The organism is Acinetobacter sp. 789_lipA (assembly GCF_058242845.1).
In genome coordinates, this window is sequence record NZ_JBZAYS010000001.1 from 2,660,428 (window position 1) to 2,677,986 (window position 17,559).

Consider the following 17,559-nt stretch of genomic DNA (forward strand, 5'->3'; position numbering starts at 1 on the left):
GGTTTTTTACATCTATCCTCTTATTTTGATAAATTAAATCAATATTTATAAATTTATCTCGCTTAAACACCAGTATTTATTACTATAATTATACTTTTCACGTGCATTATCTTATAATTTGATTGTTCTAATTTCACAGCCGTGACCTAGCTTCTGCATAAAATAATAACAACAGTTTACGTCCTGTAGCCTCATCTTCGAGCCAAGGGTTCTGCATGTCTGCTCTCAATACATCATCTCTATGGAATAAGTCTTTTATTCTTTGCTTAGCGAACAATCTGTTTTTGTTCATCTTTTACTTTGCACAGACCTCAATCCTCCCAATCTATATTTTGAATGATTTGGGTGGAAGCCTTGCACAAGCAGGCTTAGCCATGACTTTGTTCATGGCATCGTCTATCGCAGTTCGTCCTTTTAGCGGACTCATTATTGAAAAATTTGGCAATAAGAAAACGCTTTTTATCGCGAAAGCCCTATTTTCTTTGTTTTCCTTGGCCTATTTATTTGCTGATAATTTACAACTGTTGTTACTGATTCGTTTTCTACATGGCATTTGGTTCAGTATAGTCACTACAGTTGCCGTACCTATCGTCAATGAGTTTATTCCAGAAAAACGTAAAGGCGAAGGCATGGGCTATTTTGTCATGTCGATTAATCTGGGGATTGTACTTGGGCCATTCCTCGGTTTAACCCTGATCCAGTCTGTATCCTATCCAATGGTCGCAGGGATTTTAGCGTTTAGTGTCTGTCTCGGTTTCTTGTTTTGCTTCTTTATCCCAATTCAGCAGACCACTCAAAAATTGACACCCGCCGTGAAGCGCAAGCTCAGTATCCATGACTTTGTTGAAACTAAAGCCTTGAATATTTCAATTATGGGCATGATCGTTTCTTTTTCCTATGCCAGTATCATGTCGTTCATTTCAACTTATGCAGAGTCTAAACATCTGCTGAACTACGCGAGCTTGTTTTTTATCGTCTTTGCGATTTCCATGATGAGTCTACGCCCAATTACAGGCAAAATTTATGACCGTCACGGAGCAAACTATGTGATTTACCCAGCAATTATATTATTTAGCTTAGGGCTTGTGATTCTCAGTCAGATTCAATCTTTGATGGGTTTATTGGTTGCGGCAGTATGCGTTGGCATGGGCTTTGGTTCTGCACAGCCTTGTCTACAAACTCTCGCTATTCAAGGTGCTGAAAAGCATCGGATTGGCCATGCGACCTCTACATTCTTTACAATGTATGACTTAGGTATTGCTCTTGGCTCTGTATTGTTGGGTCTACTCATTTCTAAGCAAGGTTATAGCTTTACCTATTTATTCTGTGCACTGACAACCGTTTTAAGTTTATTTTTCTATGCCTTTATCGCGAATAGAAAGAAAACCGCTTAAAACATCAATCCGTATGCCCATAGTAATGAACATACGGACTCAGAAAATTAAGCGTCGTCTTTCTCTTCTTCAGCTTCTTTGACCTTTTCAGCAACCGCTTGATCAAAAGACAAAGCACTATTTGAGTTTAACTGTGGGTTAGCACGACTACTTTTTAACTTAATCTGTAGACGTAATTCATTGACCGAGTCTGCATTTCGTAGTGCTTCTTCATAAGCGATTGCACCTTGATTGTATAAATCAAACAAAGCCTGATCAAAAGTCTGCATGCCTAGCTCACGCGACTTTGACATCACTTCTTTGAGTTCATGGAAATTCCCTTTAAGTATCAAGTCTGACATCAACGGCGTATTGAGCATGATTTCCACTGCTGCTCGGCGACCACGCCCATCTTCAGTTCGCACCAGACGCTGTGAAATAATCGCCTTCATATTGGAAGATAAGTCCATCAAAAGTTGATTGCGACGTTCGTCTGGGAAAAAGTTAATAATTCGATCTAAAGCCTGATTTGCATTATTAGCATGTAATGTGCCTAGGCATAAGTGGCCTGTTTCTGCAAAAGCTATGGCATGCTCCATAGTCTCCGTGTCACGAATCTCACCAATTAAAATGACATCAGGTGCTTGGCGCAAAGTATTTTTCAAAGCATTGTGCCAAGAGTGACAGTCCACACCCACTTCCCGATGAGTAATCATCGATTTCTTATGTTTATGTACATACTCCACAGGATCTTCAACCGTAATAATGTGCCCTGCCGAGTTTTCATTTCGATGATCAATCATGGCTGCTAAAGACGTAGATTTACCTGACCCTGTACCACCGACAACGAGTACTAAACCACGTTTTTCCATAATCACGTCTTTTAAAGACGTTGGAAGTTGTAATTTAGTAAAGTTAGGAATTTCCGCTGTAATCGTACGAATCACCATACCTACATGTAGTTGCTGCTGAAAAACATTGACACGAAAACGCGAAACATTGGGAACGCTAATTGCAAAATTACACTCCAGCTCAGTTTCGAACTCTAATCGTTGCTTTTCGTTCATTAAACTATAAGCAAAGAGTTTGGTCTGATCAGATGGTAAGTTTTGTTGACCCAATGGCTTCATAAGGCCCTGATGCTTAATACTTGGCGGAAAGTCTGCAGATATAAATAAGTCTGAGCCACCATACTCAACCACTTTGCTGAGCATGTGAAACATCATCCGACGGGCTTCTTCTAAAAGTTCTGCAGAATACATAGTGTTCTCTAAAAATTAGTGCAAATAGCTGACTTTAAAAAGCATTTCTTTTATTCAAAATACAATTTTTATCGTGTTGTTTCAGGCTTCTGATTTTGCATAAGTTTATGCTCTAGCTCAACCTAATTTATCGTTTGATAAATAAATTTTAGCTTATTTTTCAATTTATTATCTTCATTTATTGAACTGCATCACAAAAAAAGACCTTTCATTGAAAGGTCTTTTTGGCTGCATTGATTAAGCACTACGTTGAACAGCGTGGCTGCGTAATGTATCAGCAACCTCTAAAAGTACTTCCTCGGTTTTTTCCCACCCTAAACAGCCATCGGTAACAGACTGACCATAGACCATGTCATCTGAAATTTTCTGATTACCATCAACCAAGTGACTTTCAAGCATGACACCACACACATTGCTTTGCGTACGTTCTGCAACAATGCGACGCAATACATTAGGTTGATTGAGTGGATTTTTACTACTGTTCCCATGACTACAGTCAATCACCAAAGCAGGTAATTCACCTTTGACTTTATCTTGCATATGACGAATATCGGATAAAGCATAGTTAGGCCCTGAGTTTGCACCACGTAAAATCAAGTGTGGCTTCGGATTTCCTTGGGACTGAAGCATACATGCCATGCCTTGCTGCCCAATTCCCATGAACTGGTGAGGGTTTGATGCAGACTGAATCGCATCCAGAGCAATTTGAATTGAGCCATCTGTGCCATTTTTGAAACCAATGCTAAATGGCATATGACTCGAAATTTCACGATGAATCTGCGACTCGCTGGTACGCGCACCAATGGCTCCCCATGCCAACAGATCGTCGAAATAAGCAGTCGCCATCGGGCTTAAAATTTCTGTAGCAATCGGCAGTCCCATTTCAATAATCGCTAAATACAATGCTCGAGACTGCTCTAATCCCAACTGCATATTGGAAGATCCATCGAGTAGAGGATCGTATAAAAAACCTTTCCAACCCACTGTTGTCCGTGGTTTTTCAATATAAGCACGCATCACGAAGAAAATCTGATCTGAAACTTTGGTTTGTAGTTGCTTTAACTTTTCAGCGTATTCTAAAACCGCAATAGGGTCATGAATGGAACACGGGCCAGTAATGACCATTAAACGATGGTCTTTGCCATCTAATATATTTTGAATGGTTTGACGCTGTTCAGCAATTTGTAGTTTTAATGGCGCTGAAAGTGGCAACTGCGCTTTGAGTTGCTGCGGCAAACTAAAAAGTGTTTCTTGAACTGTCGTTTGAGTACTTTGTAGTGCAGTATTTAGAGCATTCATTGGTTTGTATCCTTTGGACTGTGGTCTTCAGTCCGATCTTTTATTTGAGCGTTATGGGTCTAATGGATTGCTGGACTAAAGTCATAAATTGACTAAAGTAAAACCAATAAAAGTTGCTAAAGTATGAATAGTTAGTTGTTTTCATGAAATACTCCAAAATTTATTAAAACAGCAGATATAAAAAAACCTGACCAGGGTTGCCAATCAGGTATTAACTAGGTGGGCAACCTTTTCATGCCCGAACGCGTTCAGGCAATTATCTAAATTGCCAAAAGTAATAATTTGCGTTAGAGGTTACAGGTTGCTTTAACATTTTTATATCTTCAAAAAATATGTTATCTGAAATTTAAAATACGCTGATTTTTTTGCTTTTACAACACTTTTTTATACAAAAAATTCTGTTCTATCCCGTTTAAGCCACTGCCTTCGCCTTTAACTCAATGGCCTAATCATGTTTGAGTTCATGAGAACAGCCGCTATATGGAGCCATGCCTAGTGTAGTTTTAGCAACTGCATTTCTGCCTGCTGAGCACAAACAGGCGGACTAAACAGATAACCTTGCCCAATATGGCAGCCCATATCTCTTAAAAGCTGCAATTGTGTTTCAGTTTCAATCCCTTCAGCAACGATATCCATCGATAAAATCGGACCAAGCTTGGCTAACCCTTCGACAATAGCATAAATCGATTTATCATCGCTTAAATGTTGTACAAAAGAGCAGTCAACTTTAATAATATCAACAGGATAGTCACGTAAATGAGTAAGAGAAGAATGCCCTGTACCAAAATCATCCAATGCTATTCGCACACCATTTGCTTTGAGTTTTTTTAAGGCACGAACCACGTATTCATAGCCGCGTTCAGCCAAATGATATTCAGTAACCTCGATTTCAACAAATTTCGAGGGGATGCGGTAGGCTTTGAGACGTTTTAAGAAGATCTCTGCAAAATTATCACGCATAAACTCAACAGGTGCTGCATTAATTGAAATAGGTACAATCTGTAAGCCTTTTGCCCGCCATTCAGTAATCTGCTTGAAGACCTGATGCTGCATAATCTCACCAATACGGCTAGATAACTCATAATCATTAAAAGCTGCTGCAATTCGTGCAGGGCTTTGAATGTTATTTTGATCATCACGCCAGCGTAATAGCGCTTCATAACCAACAATTTTCTCTGAATCTAAACACACTTTCGGTTGAAAGAAAGCTTCAATTGCAACATTACGGATAATTTGATGCGCGCAATTGAGTTGTTCAGATTGTTCCCGTACAGCATTAAACATATCCTGATCAAACATGCGCATACCACCACGCCCTTGTGCTTTAACATCATTGAGTGCTGTGTCAGCACACTTGAGTAACTCACTGAGGTCATTGGCGTCATCTGGATAGAGGCCACATCCAATGCTCATACCACCATTGATGTAGTTACCCGAAAACGTAATGGGGATTTCTAGTTGTTGCAAAATCTGTTGGGCAATTTGATTGAGCTCGCCTATATCCTGCACATGCGGAATAATCACACCAAACTCATCCCCACCAAGACGTGCCAAGAAAGCACGTCCTTCTAAAATTTGTTTTAAGCGTTTTGATAAAATTCTTAAAAGGTGGTCGCCTGCGGCATAGCCCAGTGTGTCATTGATGGTTTTAAAGTGATCTAAATCCATCAGCATGACGGCTAACTTTTGTTTTTTATCACGTGCACTGTTATACATTTTTCTGATTTTTTCTTTAAACGCACGTCGGTTATTTAACCCGGTTAACTCATCACGTTCACTGCCTTGTTTTAATTTCTGTTCAGTCAAATATTGCAGCGTGATATCACGTGAAACACATAAAATGCTCTGGGTCTTTCCGTCAACATCAAGTACAGGCGTCAGAACATTATCCCAATAATAAACTTTTCCATCCGATAAACTCATGCCATTAAAACGCGAAATTTGGCCTTGGCCCGCATCATGCAATGCTTTTTTGGCTTTTTTACGCACCGCAGGAGGTAAAAGTTCGACCCAAGACATACCAAAGTCTTTAACATCTGCACTTCCTAATAACATGACACATGCCGACTTATTCATATGTGTGACCGTACCATCTGGCTCAACCACAATAATGCAGTCTACACTGGCATTTAACATATCCGAATGAGCACGTAACAGTGCCAAAGACTCGATATAAATTTTCATGCCCTGATGAATATCAGTGCAACTCAGTTGAAATCCCGCCGTAGAGCGATCCATTTCACCTTGGACTAAGAACCAATGATACAGGCCCTGATGATTACGAATACGGCAGGTTTTTTCAAATGTGAGCTCAACAATTATCGGTTGATGCAAAAATTCATCTAATGCTGGCACATCTTCTGGATGAATATATTCGACCAAATTGAAGCTATCTGCGGATAAATCCATTCCTCCCACATACTGACGTAAGGGTAAATTTATATATTTGCAGACGTCATTATGAATCCAAAAAAGCTGAGGAATAGTATCAATCAGATAGTAGTCTTTTTTAAAGTAGAACGCTTTCCTGCCTGTTGATCATAAGCAATATTTTTAGATTTATTCTTAGGCTGTGAATGGGTTCGAGACATAATAATTATCTGCAACTTAAACTTGCTGGTTTAGTCCATAACCAGACATATTGTTTAAAAAAGAAATCAAGCAAAGTCATGAAAAACAATGAAAAAACAAAAAAGTAAATATAAGTATAATGACGCTGCGTGATTACCATCACAATATGCATCATATACAACTTATATCAGCGTATACCAATGAAAAATTGCAACTATTACACAAATTAGACAAATAACTGAGAGCCGTTTTCAATAGCAAATGAGCATTCATTTGAGCAAAACTGCAAAGCTAAACAACTTTCAGTGAAAACCCAATATTAACAATAATTTATTTTAAGTAAATACCGACTATTCACATAATGATTAAATTTAATCCTACTTACACAAAGACATCATATAGAGGGGTTTTACGCCTTATTTTTGTGCAAAAAAAGCAGAAACCTAATGGGTCAATATTATCCAATAAAGTTTCTGCTCTGGTACATACTTGTGAGCTATGATTTAAAGATTCTTTTTTTCAATAAACTCAGATTGTGTTTCAGAAAAGACTGTGTAGGGTCACTTTTTTCATAACATTCATTTGGCAGCGAGTATTTAGCCAATTTCACCCAAACAGATGAAAACTGTTTGATAAAACTCGCTTCATTGTAATGAATTCCATACTCTGCACACAATGCTTTAATTTTGGGCGCGACTTGTGCGTAGCGATTGGCTGGCATGTCTGGGAAAAGATGATGTTCGATTTGATGACTCAAGTTCCCGCTTAAAATATGTAAGCCCTGTGTCCCACTAAAATTACTTGAGCCTCTAATTTGGCGCAGATACCACTCGGCCCGTTTTTCATTGTCGATATTGTCCATTTCAAAGTTTTCAGCGTCTTCGGTAAAGTGACCATTAAAAATCACCGCGGATGCCCATAAACTACGAATAACATTGGCTACCGCATTTCCTGCAAAGACTGGCAGTGCATTTGGCCCAGCAATGATGGGGAAAAAGACATAATCCTTAATCACTTGGCGTTTCATTTTCTGCCTAAAATCATATGACTCTACCCAAACTTCACGCCAAGTTTTTGTTTTATAGGCCACCACATCTTCTATATGCAGATTTTGTAGACCAACATACCACTCAAAAAACACCATCAACTGTGCAGCTAAAGGCAGATTCAGCAAAAAACGAGGTTCCCAGACCTGTGCATCGCTCACACGGACTAAGCCATAGCCCACATCATGATCCATACCAACAATATTGGTGTAAGTATGGTGGATATAATTATGCGTATGTTTCCAGTCGGGGCCTGTGGCCATAGTATCCCAGTCATAATTTGCCCCATTGAGACTTGGGTCATTTAACCAGTCAAACTGACCATGCATGACATTATGCCCAAGCTCCATATTTTCTACGATTTTAGATACCCCTAATAAACCTGTGCCCAAAAGCCATGCTGGAGGTAACCATCCTGCAAACATGAGCATTGCACGTGCGCTTATTTCGCTATAGCGCACAAAATTTCGGATTTTGTAAATATACTCAGCATCTTTTTCATTGAGACTTTCCATCACTTCACGACGGATCGCTTCAACTTTCGCACCAAATTCTTCGATTTGTGCAGGACTTAAATATTTGGATTTACTACTTTCACTAAAATAAACGGGAAAATTCATATCTATACCTTCTTAAAGGTTAATCACAACAGGACTAACCGCCTGTGAAATGCATAACTTAATTTGTGTGTTATTGTTTTGATCAAGCTCACCTGTGAGCAGATTCCGCACCACACCCTGAACTTTGGTACATGAACAAGTATTACAAATGCCCATACGACAACCATGTGCGGGACGTAAACCCGCCTGTTCTGCACTGTCTAATAAATTGCTTTTGGCCTGAAACTGTTGCTGAGAACGTTGAAACGTGACCACTTGAGCACTTTGGGTGTGATCGACAACAATTTGAAAGTATTCGGTATGCAGATAGTCAACTAAGTCTAGAGCCTGATAAATTTCTGTCAGGCTTTGCATCATATTGGCAGCACCACAAGCATAGCATTCACGTTGTTCAAAACCTTCAATCTTTTGGCTAAGCAACTCTTGGCTCAGATGTTGTTTATGAGTCCGTGTATTGACATGATGGTATTTAAACTGCGGATAATGTTCAGTAAGTTGTTGCAGTTCTGCATGAAAGGCATCATCCCGCGTAAAGTAAATTAAATCGATATTGGAAACTGTTTGTGGGCGTTTTAATGCAGCCTTAATCAATGCGTAAATTGCGGTAATACCACTTCCCGAGGCAATCATCAGTGCAGAGTGAGGCTGACTTTTTAAAACAAATTCGCCCTGCGGTTTGGAAATTTCAACTACACTTTTTACAGGCTGTTGAGTGAGTGCATTTGAGACTTTGCCCTGTTGTTTAACAGCAATCACAAGATTGCCATTTTCTATAATCTCGACAATTGAATAGCTGCGCTGCCAACGTACACCAGCAATGAGTACTGTCACTAAGATACTTTGCCCAGCTTGATAGTCGGTTGCTTTAAAATGATGATTTGGCTGTAACTGCATGTACACAAAGTCATCTGACAAGTGATGCTTTGCAACAATCCGCGCTTTGGCTTTTTTCCATGCCCATAGCGGATTTACTTTTTCAGCCAGAAAATCGATGAAATCTTCACGTACCCATTCAGGACGGTATTCAACATGCTTTCCCATAGTCACCCTCTGCTTTAGTTTATTTTTATACAAGTGTGCATTATTGAGACATCAAGATAAGGTGAGAACCTATTTTCGACTATGTCATAAAAGGACAAAATCTAACGAATTGACATTTTTTATCATTTTTGTCTAACAATATGAACAGTTCTGCCAATTTACTTTTCTTCAAGCAAAAAACAAAAAACCAAGCCGCAGCTTGGTTTTTAAACACATTACAGCGAATTAGTCTTCAAAATGAATCACCGTACGGATTGATTTTCCATCATGCATTAAGTCAAAGGCTTCATTGATTTTGTCGAGACCCATAGTATGCGTAACAAATGGCTCTAAACGAATGTCACCAGTCATGGCTTCTTCAACCATACCTGGCAGTTGTGAACGACCTTTTACTCCACCAAAAGCAGTTCCTTTCCATGTACGGCCAGTAACCAGTTGGAATGGGCGCGTTGAAATTTCTTGGCCTGCACCTGCCACACCAATAATCACCGACTGGCCCCAACCACGGTGTGCACATTCAAGTGCTGAACGCATGACATTGGTGTTACCACTACATTCAAATGAGTGATCAACCCCCCAACCAGTCATTTCAACAATGACTTCTTGTACAGGACGGTCATGATCTTTTGGGTTTACAAAATCAGTTGCTCCGAATTCTGCTGCTAATTTATATTTGTCAGGGTTCGTATCAACCGCAATAATACGGCTGGCTTTGGCTTTTTTTGCACCTTGTACAACTGCTAGACCAATACCACCTAAACCAAAGACTGCAACGGTATCACCCTCTTGTACTTTGGCTGTATTTTTGACTGCACCTAAACCAGTGGTCACGCCGCAACCCAATAGACAGACGTGTTCAGGGTTAGCCTCTGGATTGATTTTAGCCAAAGACACTTCTGCGACAACGGTATATTCAGAAAATGTTGAACAGCCCATGTAGTGATAAATCGGTTGTCCATTATAAGAAAAACGCGTTGTACCATCGGGCATCAGACCTTTACCTTGTGTAGCTCGAACTGCAACACATAGATTGGTCTTGCCTGACTGACAGAATAAACACTCGCCACACTCAGCCGTATACAGTGGAATAACATGATCACCCGGCTGAACGCTAGTTACGCCTTCACCGACCTGAACTACGATACCCGCACCTTCATGGCCTAAAACTGCTGGAAAAACACCTTCAGGATCATCACCAGATAAAGTAAATGCGTCGGTATGGCATACACCTGTATGGGTAATTTTGACTAAAACTTCACCTTTTTGCGGTGGAGCAACATCAATTTCTACAATTTCCAGAGGTTGTCCAGGTCCAAAGGCAACTGCTGCACGTGATTTCATTTTCGCTATCCTTACTTAACAGGTCTTTAACAGATGCGCTACAGTAACCGCTTTTTATTCTCTGTTTGAACCTATAACATGTGAAATATATAACTTATAAAAATTAGGTCTTTAAAAGAAATATGGCGATACCAACTCATTGTCGACCGCTGATTTTGCTGAGCACCGTTTTAACACTCGCGGGATGCCAGCTCGCCCCTAATCAGGCTAAGCCTTCAGCCCCTGTAGAGGTATATGCAGAGCATTGGCTCAAGGGTCAAGATGTATCTGCACAGCAAAAACAGGGACTTACGGCTTATTTGGCATTGGACGAAGCATTTATGAGCATTGCCTCACGCTTACACTTGATACGAGAAGCCAAGCACAGTCTAGATGTCCAATACTATATCTGGGGAGATGACTTTATAGGCCATATGATGTTGCACGAACTGCTGAATGCTGCGGATCGTGGGGTGAAAGTACGTTTATTAATTGATGACCAAAACGGCACGGCACTTGATGAAACTTTCAAAAAGCTGAGCGCTCACCCCAATTTTGAAATCAAATTATTCAATCCTTACAAATACCGTCATTTACGTGTGATTGATTATGCTTTCCGCTTCAATCACATTAACCATCGTATGCATAACAAACTGATTATTGCTGATGGCGCAATAGCAGTAACTGGCGGTCGTAATATCAGCAGTGAATATTTTGACGCCAGTGAAAAATTCCAATTTACCGATTTGGACATTTTGTTTTATGGGCAAGCTGTAGAACATGCCAATAGTGTATTTCTAAGTTTCTGGAATGATGATCTCAGTTATACAATTCCCCAATTAGTGGGTCGTGGAACAAAAGAAGAACTGGCTCAATTAAAACAGCACTATGAAGCGTATGCCTTAGATAAAAATGTGATTGAACAGAAAATTGATTTGGCTCGGATACAAGTCGATTCAGAGCTGACTAAGCATCCTGTTAACTGGGCAAAGGCTCATTTCATCGCCGATTCTCCCAATAAAATTCGTGGTGAAGCAAAGCCTGATGAAATCATTGTCAAACAAATGTTCGATTTGATGGGCAAGCCTGAAAAGCATATGGAGTTGGTCTCCGCATATTTTGTTCCAACCACAGCAGGTGCTGACTACCTTTCCAATTTGGCAAAAAATGGAACTCGAGTTCGGGTCTTAACCAATTCGTTATTGGCTAATGATGTTGCCATTGTGCATGCATTTTATAAAAAATATCGCCGTGGCTTGCTCGAAAATGGCGTCAAACTGTATGAGTTTAAACCCTATATCGAACGAGAAAAATACACATGGTATGAAGTAGCAACTGGGCATGTGATTCCAGCTAAAGGTCGAAGTTCCTCACGGCTCCATGCCAAATTTTTTGATATAGACGGAAAAGTCTTTGTCGGTTCGTTTAACTTTGACCCACGCTCAGCCCATTTAAATACAGAAGTGGGCTTAGTGGTGGAGTCAGATCAATTGCAAAATGCAATCTCACATAAGTTAGATGAATTTCTTCCGCATATTGCATATGAGTTAAAGCTTAATCCTCAAGGCGATATCATTTGGCTTGAACATCAAAAAGATGGAAGTGTCATTGAACATCAAACAGAACCCGAAACCACAAAATTTCAGCGTTTTATGATGAAAGCTGTATCATACCTGCCCATTGAATGGATGATGTAATTACAGGTGAATGACGTTATCCACATTTTCTAATGTATAATTGCTTTCTGTTTAGGCTGAGTTGCTTTGTTTTTAGGCTCAGCTTAAAAATGCTTTATCTATTTCTATTCTTAATACAACAGCGTTGAATATAATACTCGAACAAAATAATTGGCTCTGATACCTAAATTCATTCAAGGGCTTGAAAGGTTTTACTCAGTACACACTTTGATTTAACATGCAGCCCATCTTTTTTATCTCCCCTTTACAAAGTTTAGTAATGCAATTTTTTGATTTAAGTCGTCAGTTTAATCTCAGTAATATTTTAACCCCTTACAAAACACTAGAAGATCTTGCTCGACAAGAATGGTTTCTAAGTAAAGTGCGTGTTGAATATGACTGCTTGAGTGACAATGACATGGTTGAAGGGCAAGTCGTTTTAAAATCCAATCAAAATATCCAAATTGAACTGGAGTGGCAAATCCAAGATACAGGCCATGAACTTTTGGTTCAGTTTAAAGGGATCGAAACAGCTGCAAGCGAAGAGACTTTTGTTTTGGTGAAAGGTGCACAATTGATCGATGAATCGCAACAGCCACTTTCGGCAGGTGCACTCAGCCTATGGATTGATGGAACATTATTTCCTATGCTGCCACAACTACGTAAACAGATTAAAGCGCGGCTTAATCTCTGGGACTATGTTGAGTACGAAGACTAAAGCAGACCAACCATCTACGAATGGCTGGAATATTCAGTCATGTGGATAATCCAAATAGTTACCTAAAGTAAGCCTATTTCAGAAAATAAGTTGTAATAAGCCTCGGCTTTTTTCTCTAAAGCCAAAGGATAGGCACGAGAAGAAGATGGCATCCGATAAAGCCTCAGATCTCGCCCAGCAAAATGTGTCTCGGACTTCATGCCAATTTGTGGTTTTAACGTACCTGTGGGCATAGACAGCATGAGCGTATCAGTAGCTTTATCGCCAGTGGTCATCACACTATGACATTCGGGCATTTTTTCAAGTAAATGTTGCACATTGGTTGGGTTAATAATGTGCAAAAACTTATCTGAAGCATTGCCTTTTTGGCGAATCACTTCATAGGCCGTATCAAAAATCGCAATGCCCCGTTCATTTAAAAATGTACGGATCTGTTGTTCTTTAAATGTCTTCTGTTCGATATTGAGAAAATAATTTTTATCTTGGAAAAAACACAGGCCAAATATTTTCCACATATCATTTTGAAAATTTGGATAGTAAAAGTCCATTTTCCAGCGGGTCTTGGGCGGCGGAAAGCTGCCCAGCATCAATAATTTGGCATTAGCTGGGAGGAACGGTTTAAGTGGATGTTTTTCAATTTCAACTGAATGTGTCATAAGCTATAGAAAATTTGTCTTTATTGCATTTTAAAAAGATTGGCGTATTTTTTCAGCCACTTGTTTACCCCAATACTGATAAATTTCTTTGCTGGGGTGGAAACCGTCTTTGGCCATAGCTAAGTTTAAAGCTAAAAACTTCTTTAGATCGTACTCTATCCACTCCATCTGTTTTTGCTGTGCGACAAATTGGCCTAATTCTAAGTTCATCGCTTTGGCATATTGACCAAACAACCATGCAAGTGGGTTTGGAAGTGCAGGAAACTGATCCATCGGAGGTACACCAGATGCAATCGTTAATTGTGGACTAAACTTATGTTTGAGTATTTGATAAAGCTGCTTCTGTTTTGCGATCCAAGCCTGCGGCGAAGTGAATTTTGTAATGTCATTTACGCCCACAGAAGTAATGATGACATCAAAATGCTGTGTCTCAAACGTTTGGATGGACTGAATGACCTGATCTGTGGTGAATCCCGTCGTTGCGTGTAAATAAAATTGAATACTAAACTCAGATGACAGTTCTTTTAAAATTGAACCCAATAAGGCATCATCTTGAACATTTACACCGACGCCCGCTGCTGCTGAATCCCCCAAAATGAGCAAGGAAAGCGACTTACCCACGCCTTTTTGTCCAATGCGCTCTCCTTCGGGTTCAGCCAATCTTGGTGTATTTTTTTTGACGGCATAACCTTGAAAAAGAATGACTGGAATCAAAGCCAGCGTATAAATTTTTAATCGCATATTCAGTGACTGGGTCTAAGCTAACTGAGAGATGAAAATAGTATACGTTGAATTGCACCGATACACAGACTTAAATATTTTTCAGAAATATTGCTGCAAAGTAAATAACATAATATCTATTAAATCAATAACTTATAAGACTTAATATTATTCTAACAATTTGAGTCTTTGTCTTCGGCTATTTTTCTAAGTGACAAATATAATCTACAACTTCACTTGCCATCATACTAAAGCGGCTGTTGGCAGGAACATCAAAACTTTCACCTGCACAATACAGAGTCATTTCAGTCTGTAGCCCAATTTTAACTTGGCATTGACCTGAAACAATTTCAATATGCTCCGCAACATGCGTTTCAAACGTCAGCGGTTGATCTGTAGGCAAAATAACCCCAAGGGTCTTTTGTGAACCATCTTCACATTGAATGACATGACTGATTGAGCGCCCACCAAAATGAACATTGGGCTTTTTTCTGACTGAAACAAAGTCGAATTGTGTGGACATCTTGATCACCTTTTTCTTCAATGCTACCTCGATTTTATGACCAACTCATGAATGCACTCAAATGATCATTTGGAAATAGCAACATATGTTTAGAAGGTACTCGCATAGTTAAAAATAAAAAGGCTGATTTACAGCCTTTTTATTTCAATCATTAACCCAGTTTATTAACCAATTTCAGCGGTAAAATTTTCATTGCTAAACCTAGTGGTAGCCATGGCCATTTAGGAACATAGGCTTTTACAGGGGCTTTTTCAATTTCTGCTGCCAACAGTCGTGAACCTGTTTTTTCATCCACTTCAAAAGGTAGTGGTTTTGCACCCTCATTGATTTCTGTACGAATATATCCAGGAAAAATAGTCGTAACTTTAATTGGGGTATTGAGCAGTTCTGCACGAATGCCTTCAGCCAAATGTGCAACACCTGCTTTACTTGCACCGTACGCTGTCAAATGTTTTGGCATACCGCGGACTGCACTCATAGAAGAGATAACAACCAAATGTCCTGCATTTTGCTCACGGAAAATTTCGACTGCAGCTTCACACTGTGCTAGAGCTGAAATAAAGTTGGTTTCAACCGTGGCTTTATTAATCGCAAAACTGCCTTTGCCAATTCGACGCCCATCTCCAATTCCAGCATTCACAATTACACGGTCTAAATGACCAAACTCTTGTTTAAATGCACGAAAAACTTCAAACACTTGATCGTAATTGGTCACATCTAAAACTTTAGGAATGACTTTTATCCCGTACTTGCTCTCAAGTTCCTGTTTTAGGCTTTCAAGGCGATCTAAGCGTCGTGCACAAATTGCCAAGTTATAACCTTTTTGTGCAAATTCGCGTGCCATACCTGCACCAATACCAGAACTTGCCCCTGTAATTAAAATTGTTTTAGCCATGTCTTAATCCTGTCCTTAGATCCATGTCAGTAAGTTTGAGTTTTCGGCTTTAATAAAATGATGTTCATTGAGACTTAAAAGCTGCGGTTCATTGCCCACCAGTCGTAATGTGGTCATGCTGCTGTTGGCAATAGCCCAATTTAGCGCAAAGGTTTTATTTGGACTTAAACCTAAGAGTTTGCCTGCTACCACTGAAATTACACCGCCTGAAGTAAACACCACAGCATAGCGCGGTTTGCTTTGAGCCAGTTCATCACACAAATCTTGTAAAGCGACTTCAATTCGACTTTTAAACTCAGGCCATGATTCATCGTATTCATGGTGATAGTCTCCACCTGTCCAGCGTTCAATTGCCCCTTCAAATATCTTGGCCAAATAAGCACGTGGGTTCGACTCTTTAGCCACATCGGCTTTTAGTAAATGTGGCTCGTTAAAACGTGGTTCATAATGAGCAAAGACTTGCTGATGATTGAACTCATTCCATGCAGAATTGGTCAAAACATCCACCTCAGGAAAGCACTCAGCCAAAGAAATACATGCCGTTTGTTGATGTCGCTGCATAGAGCCTGAAACCACCACGGGTGCTTCTTTTAAGATCTGGTCAAAATATTGACCTAAAATTTTGGCTTGGAGTTCACCATTGGGAGAGAGTTGATCATAACTTTCTGCACCAAAAGATGCTTGCCCGTGGCGAATGAAATAAATAGTGGTCATTTGCCTAATATTTCCTTCATTTTAACAATGTATTTTTGAGCGACTTCATTGGCTTCAATTTTCTGTAAACCAATCAATTTAAGTGCGCGAATATGGAGAGCATGAATTAAAATCCAAAAATCTTTGAAGGCAGGGTTATTGGTCTGTTTGTGGTGATAGCGATAATAAATTTGCTGGGCAATCACGGCTAAACGGAAAATACCAAAGACTTCATAAAAGGTCCAATTTTCTACTTCTAAACCTGTTTTTTCTAAATAATAATCGACCACTTCTTTACGTGTGAACATGCCTTTAAGATTTGTCGGTTGACGACGTGTGGCTTTAAAAAGTGCACTATCCGACTCTTCAACCCAATATGCCAAGGCCGAACCTAAGTCCATAAGTGGATCACCAAGCGTTGCCATTTCCCAATCCAAGACACCAATAATTTGTGTCGGATGATTCGGATCTAAAATAATATTATCAAAACGCCAATCGTTATGAATTACGCAGGTTTTTGAGTCTGCTGGAATATTATCCTTCAGCCACTTTCGCACATATTTAAATGAAGGGACGTTAATGGTTTTGGCTTTTTCAAAACGAGCGTCCCAACCTTCCACTTGACGACGACAGTAACCATCACCTTTACCAAGGTTCTCAAGTTCTGTGCCTTGGTATGGGACTTGATGAAGTTCGATCAGTTTATCAATCACATTGATACACAACTCACGAACTTGGGCTTCTTTAAAATCTAGATCTCTCGGTAAATTGGCACGTGGAATAACGCCTTCTACACGTTTCATCACGTAGAAGTCACAGCCAAGAACAGATTCGTCCTGACACAATGCAACCATTTCGGGAAGTACAGGATAAAAAGAGGTTAAATTCTTTTGCACATGATATTCACGTGCCATGTCATGTGCAGATTTAGCTTTGGTACCTTTGGGTGGGCGGCGTAGAATTAGATCGACATTGTCGTATTTCAATCTATACGTCCAGTTAGATGCACCGCCTGAGTATTGCGTGACTTCAACCTGCCCTTGTAGATCGACACCTTGTGCTTTGAGCCAGTTTTCTACGGCTACAGCATCCAGTTCTTCACCCGCCCGAACTGTTCCACCTACATCAATCGCTGACATTCTTTTT

The 17,559-nt window shown here is 39.8% G+C and carries 16 protein-coding genes; 4 read left to right on the plus strand and 12 right to left on the minus strand.

The window, feature by feature from the left end; translation table 11 throughout:
• Positions 1 to 215 precede the first annotated feature (215 nt).
• Positions 216 to 1,394 (plus strand): MFS transporter, encoded by a 1,179-nt coding sequence (locus tag AC4CUZ_RS12885; RefSeq protein ID WP_490747692.1) that lies wholly within the window; start codon positions 216 to 218, stop codon positions 1,392 to 1,394.
• A gap of 47 nt (positions 1,395 to 1,441) precedes the next feature.
• Here the strand turns inward: AC4CUZ_RS12885 and AC4CUZ_RS12890 are convergent, their stop codons facing one another.
• Positions 1,442 to 2,635, minus strand: a complete 1,194-nt coding sequence (locus tag AC4CUZ_RS12890) for a PilT/PilU family type 4a pilus ATPase (RefSeq protein ID WP_348928332.1) — start codon at positions 2,633 to 2,635, stop codon at positions 1,442 to 1,444.
• A gap of 237 nt (positions 2,636 to 2,872) precedes the next feature.
• On the minus strand, positions 2,873 to 3,934 hold the full coding sequence (locus tag AC4CUZ_RS12895) for a 3-deoxy-7-phosphoheptulonate synthase (RefSeq protein WP_490747693.1): 1,062 nt from the start codon (positions 3,932 to 3,934) through the stop codon (positions 2,873 to 2,875).
• Between AC4CUZ_RS12895 and AC4CUZ_RS12900 the strand changes: the two genes are divergently transcribed.
• A complete protein-coding gene (locus AC4CUZ_RS12900) occupies positions 3,913 to 4,026 on the plus strand; it encodes a hypothetical protein (protein WP_490747695.1) in 114 nt (37 codons plus the stop codon). The genes AC4CUZ_RS12895 and AC4CUZ_RS12900 overlap by 22 nt on opposite strands.
• 400 nt (positions 4,027 to 4,426) lie before the next feature.
• On the opposite strand, the gene AC4CUZ_RS12905 is transcribed toward AC4CUZ_RS12900, so the two are convergent.
• The 4 genes from AC4CUZ_RS12905 to AC4CUZ_RS12920 all read right to left on the minus strand — a co-directional run bounded on the left by AC4CUZ_RS12905 (position 4,427) and on the right by AC4CUZ_RS12920 (position 10,553).
• Complete coding sequence (locus AC4CUZ_RS12905) at positions 4,427 to 6,343, minus strand: EAL domain-containing protein (protein WP_490747696.1); 1,917 nt, start codon at positions 6,341 to 6,343, stop codon at positions 4,427 to 4,429.
• Positions 6,344 to 7,001: 658 nt separating this feature from the next.
• Positions 7,002 to 8,171, minus strand: a complete 1,170-nt coding sequence (locus AC4CUZ_RS12910) for a fatty acid desaturase family protein (protein WP_490747698.1) — start codon at positions 8,169 to 8,171, stop codon at positions 7,002 to 7,004.
• A 12-nt stretch (positions 8,172 to 8,183) separates the two neighbouring features.
• On the minus strand, positions 8,184 to 9,212 hold the full coding sequence (locus tag AC4CUZ_RS12915; RefSeq protein ID WP_078390193.1) for a flavin reductase family protein: 1,029 nt from the start codon (positions 9,210 to 9,212) through the stop codon (positions 8,184 to 8,186).
• Between the two features lie 225 nt (positions 9,213 to 9,437).
• A complete protein-coding gene (locus AC4CUZ_RS12920; RefSeq protein WP_490747700.1) occupies positions 9,438 to 10,553 on the minus strand; it encodes an S-(hydroxymethyl)glutathione dehydrogenase/class III alcohol dehydrogenase in 1,116 nt (371 codons plus the stop codon).
• A gap of 122 nt (positions 10,554 to 10,675) precedes the next feature.
• Between AC4CUZ_RS12920 and AC4CUZ_RS12925 the strand changes: the two genes are divergently transcribed.
• The gene (locus AC4CUZ_RS12925; protein WP_490747702.1) at positions 10,676 to 12,229 is read left to right on the plus strand and encodes a phospholipase D family protein; all 1,554 of its coding nucleotides are present in this window, start codon (positions 10,676 to 10,678) and stop codon (positions 12,227 to 12,229) included.
• A 259-nt stretch (positions 12,230 to 12,488) separates the two neighbouring features.
• Positions 12,489 to 12,926 (plus strand): hypothetical protein, encoded by a 438-nt coding sequence (locus AC4CUZ_RS12930; protein WP_490747703.1) that lies wholly within the window; start codon positions 12,489 to 12,491, stop codon positions 12,924 to 12,926.
• A 62-nt stretch (positions 12,927 to 12,988) separates the two neighbouring features.
• Here AC4CUZ_RS12930 and AC4CUZ_RS12935 read toward each other — a convergent pair whose 3' ends face one another.
• The 6 genes from AC4CUZ_RS12935 to AC4CUZ_RS12960 form a co-directional block, all read right to left on the minus strand.
• Entirely contained in the window at positions 12,989 to 13,582 is a 594-nt protein-coding gene (locus tag AC4CUZ_RS12935) for a uracil-DNA glycosylase family protein (protein ID WP_005399523.1), read from the minus strand.
• 30 nt (positions 13,583 to 13,612) lie between these two features.
• Positions 13,613 to 14,323 carry an SGNH/GDSL hydrolase family protein gene (locus tag AC4CUZ_RS12940; protein WP_039889631.1) on the minus strand — a complete coding sequence of 237 codons (711 nt, stop codon included), beginning with the start codon at positions 14,321 to 14,323 and terminating at the stop codon, positions 13,613 to 13,615.
• Between the two features lie 178 nt (positions 14,324 to 14,501).
• Positions 14,502 to 14,825 (minus strand): pyrimidine/purine nucleoside phosphorylase, encoded by a 324-nt coding sequence (locus AC4CUZ_RS12945; RefSeq protein ID WP_005399525.1) that lies wholly within the window; start codon positions 14,823 to 14,825, stop codon positions 14,502 to 14,504.
• Positions 14,826 to 14,976: 151 nt separating this feature from the next.
• Positions 14,977 to 15,720 (minus strand): SDR family oxidoreductase, encoded by a 744-nt coding sequence (locus AC4CUZ_RS12950; RefSeq protein WP_005399526.1) that lies wholly within the window; start codon positions 15,718 to 15,720, stop codon positions 14,977 to 14,979.
• 15 nt (positions 15,721 to 15,735) lie between these two features.
• Positions 15,736 to 16,434, minus strand: a complete 699-nt coding sequence (locus AC4CUZ_RS12955) for a histidine phosphatase family protein (protein WP_078425610.1) — start codon at positions 16,432 to 16,434, stop codon at positions 15,736 to 15,738.
• Positions 16,431 to 17,552: a phosphotransferase family protein gene (locus AC4CUZ_RS12960; RefSeq protein WP_490747706.1), complete on the minus strand. Its 1,122-nt coding sequence runs from the start codon at positions 17,550 to 17,552 to the stop codon at positions 16,431 to 16,433. The genes AC4CUZ_RS12955 and AC4CUZ_RS12960 overlap by 4 nt, the downstream gene beginning before the upstream one ends.
• Between the last annotated feature and the right edge of the window lie 7 nt (positions 17,553 to 17,559).

What these genes read in the sequence shown, in the direction of transcription:
- AC4CUZ_RS12915 (WP_078390193.1), bottom strand. Translation starts at nt 9,212, where the DNA reads ATGGGAAAGCATGTTGAATACCGTCCTGAATGGGTACGTGAAGATTTC.
- AC4CUZ_RS12930 (WP_490747703.1), top strand. Translation starts at nt 12,489, where the DNA reads ATGCAATTTTTTGATTTAAGTCGTCAGTTTAATCTCAGTAATATTTTA.
- AC4CUZ_RS12895 (WP_490747693.1), bottom strand. Translation starts at nt 3,934, where the DNA reads ATGAATGCTCTAAATACTGCACTACAAAGTACTCAAACGACAGTTCAA.
- AC4CUZ_RS12950 (WP_005399526.1), bottom strand. Translation starts at nt 15,720, where the DNA reads ATGGCTAAAACAATTTTAATTACAGGGGCAAGTTCTGGTATTGGTGCA.
- AC4CUZ_RS12905 (WP_490747696.1), bottom strand. Translation starts at nt 6,343, where the DNA reads ATGGATTTATCCGCAGATAGCTTCAATTTGGTCGAATATATTCATCCA.
- AC4CUZ_RS12955 (WP_078425610.1), bottom strand. Translation starts at nt 16,434, where the DNA reads ATGACCACTATTTATTTCATTCGCCACGGGCAAGCATCTTTTGGTGCA.
- AC4CUZ_RS12935 (WP_005399523.1), bottom strand. Translation starts at nt 13,582, where the DNA reads ATGACACATTCAGTTGAAATTGAAAAACATCCACTTAAACCGTTCCTC.
- AC4CUZ_RS12945 (WP_005399525.1), bottom strand. Translation starts at nt 14,825, where the DNA reads ATGTCCACACAATTCGACTTTGTTTCAGTCAGAAAAAAGCCCAATGTT.
- AC4CUZ_RS12940 (WP_039889631.1), bottom strand. Translation starts at nt 14,323, where the DNA reads ATGCGATTAAAAATTTATACGCTGGCTTTGATTCCAGTCATTCTTTTT.
- AC4CUZ_RS12885 (WP_490747692.1), top strand. Translation starts at nt 216, where the DNA reads ATGTCTGCTCTCAATACATCATCTCTATGGAATAAGTCTTTTATTCTT.
- AC4CUZ_RS12925 (WP_490747702.1), top strand. Translation starts at nt 10,676, where the DNA reads ATGGCGATACCAACTCATTGTCGACCGCTGATTTTGCTGAGCACCGTT.
- AC4CUZ_RS12910 (WP_490747698.1), bottom strand. Translation starts at nt 8,171, where the DNA reads ATGAATTTTCCCGTTTATTTTAGTGAAAGTAGTAAATCCAAATATTTA.
- AC4CUZ_RS12890 (WP_348928332.1), bottom strand. Translation starts at nt 2,635, where the DNA reads ATGTATTCTGCAGAACTTTTAGAAGAAGCCCGTCGGATGATGTTTCAC.
- AC4CUZ_RS12920 (WP_490747700.1), bottom strand. Translation starts at nt 10,553, where the DNA reads ATGAAATCACGTGCAGCAGTTGCCTTTGGACCTGGACAACCTCTGGAA.
- AC4CUZ_RS12960 (WP_490747706.1), bottom strand. Translation starts at nt 17,552, where the DNA reads ATGTCAGCGATTGATGTAGGTGGAACAGTTCGGGCGGGTGAAGAACTG.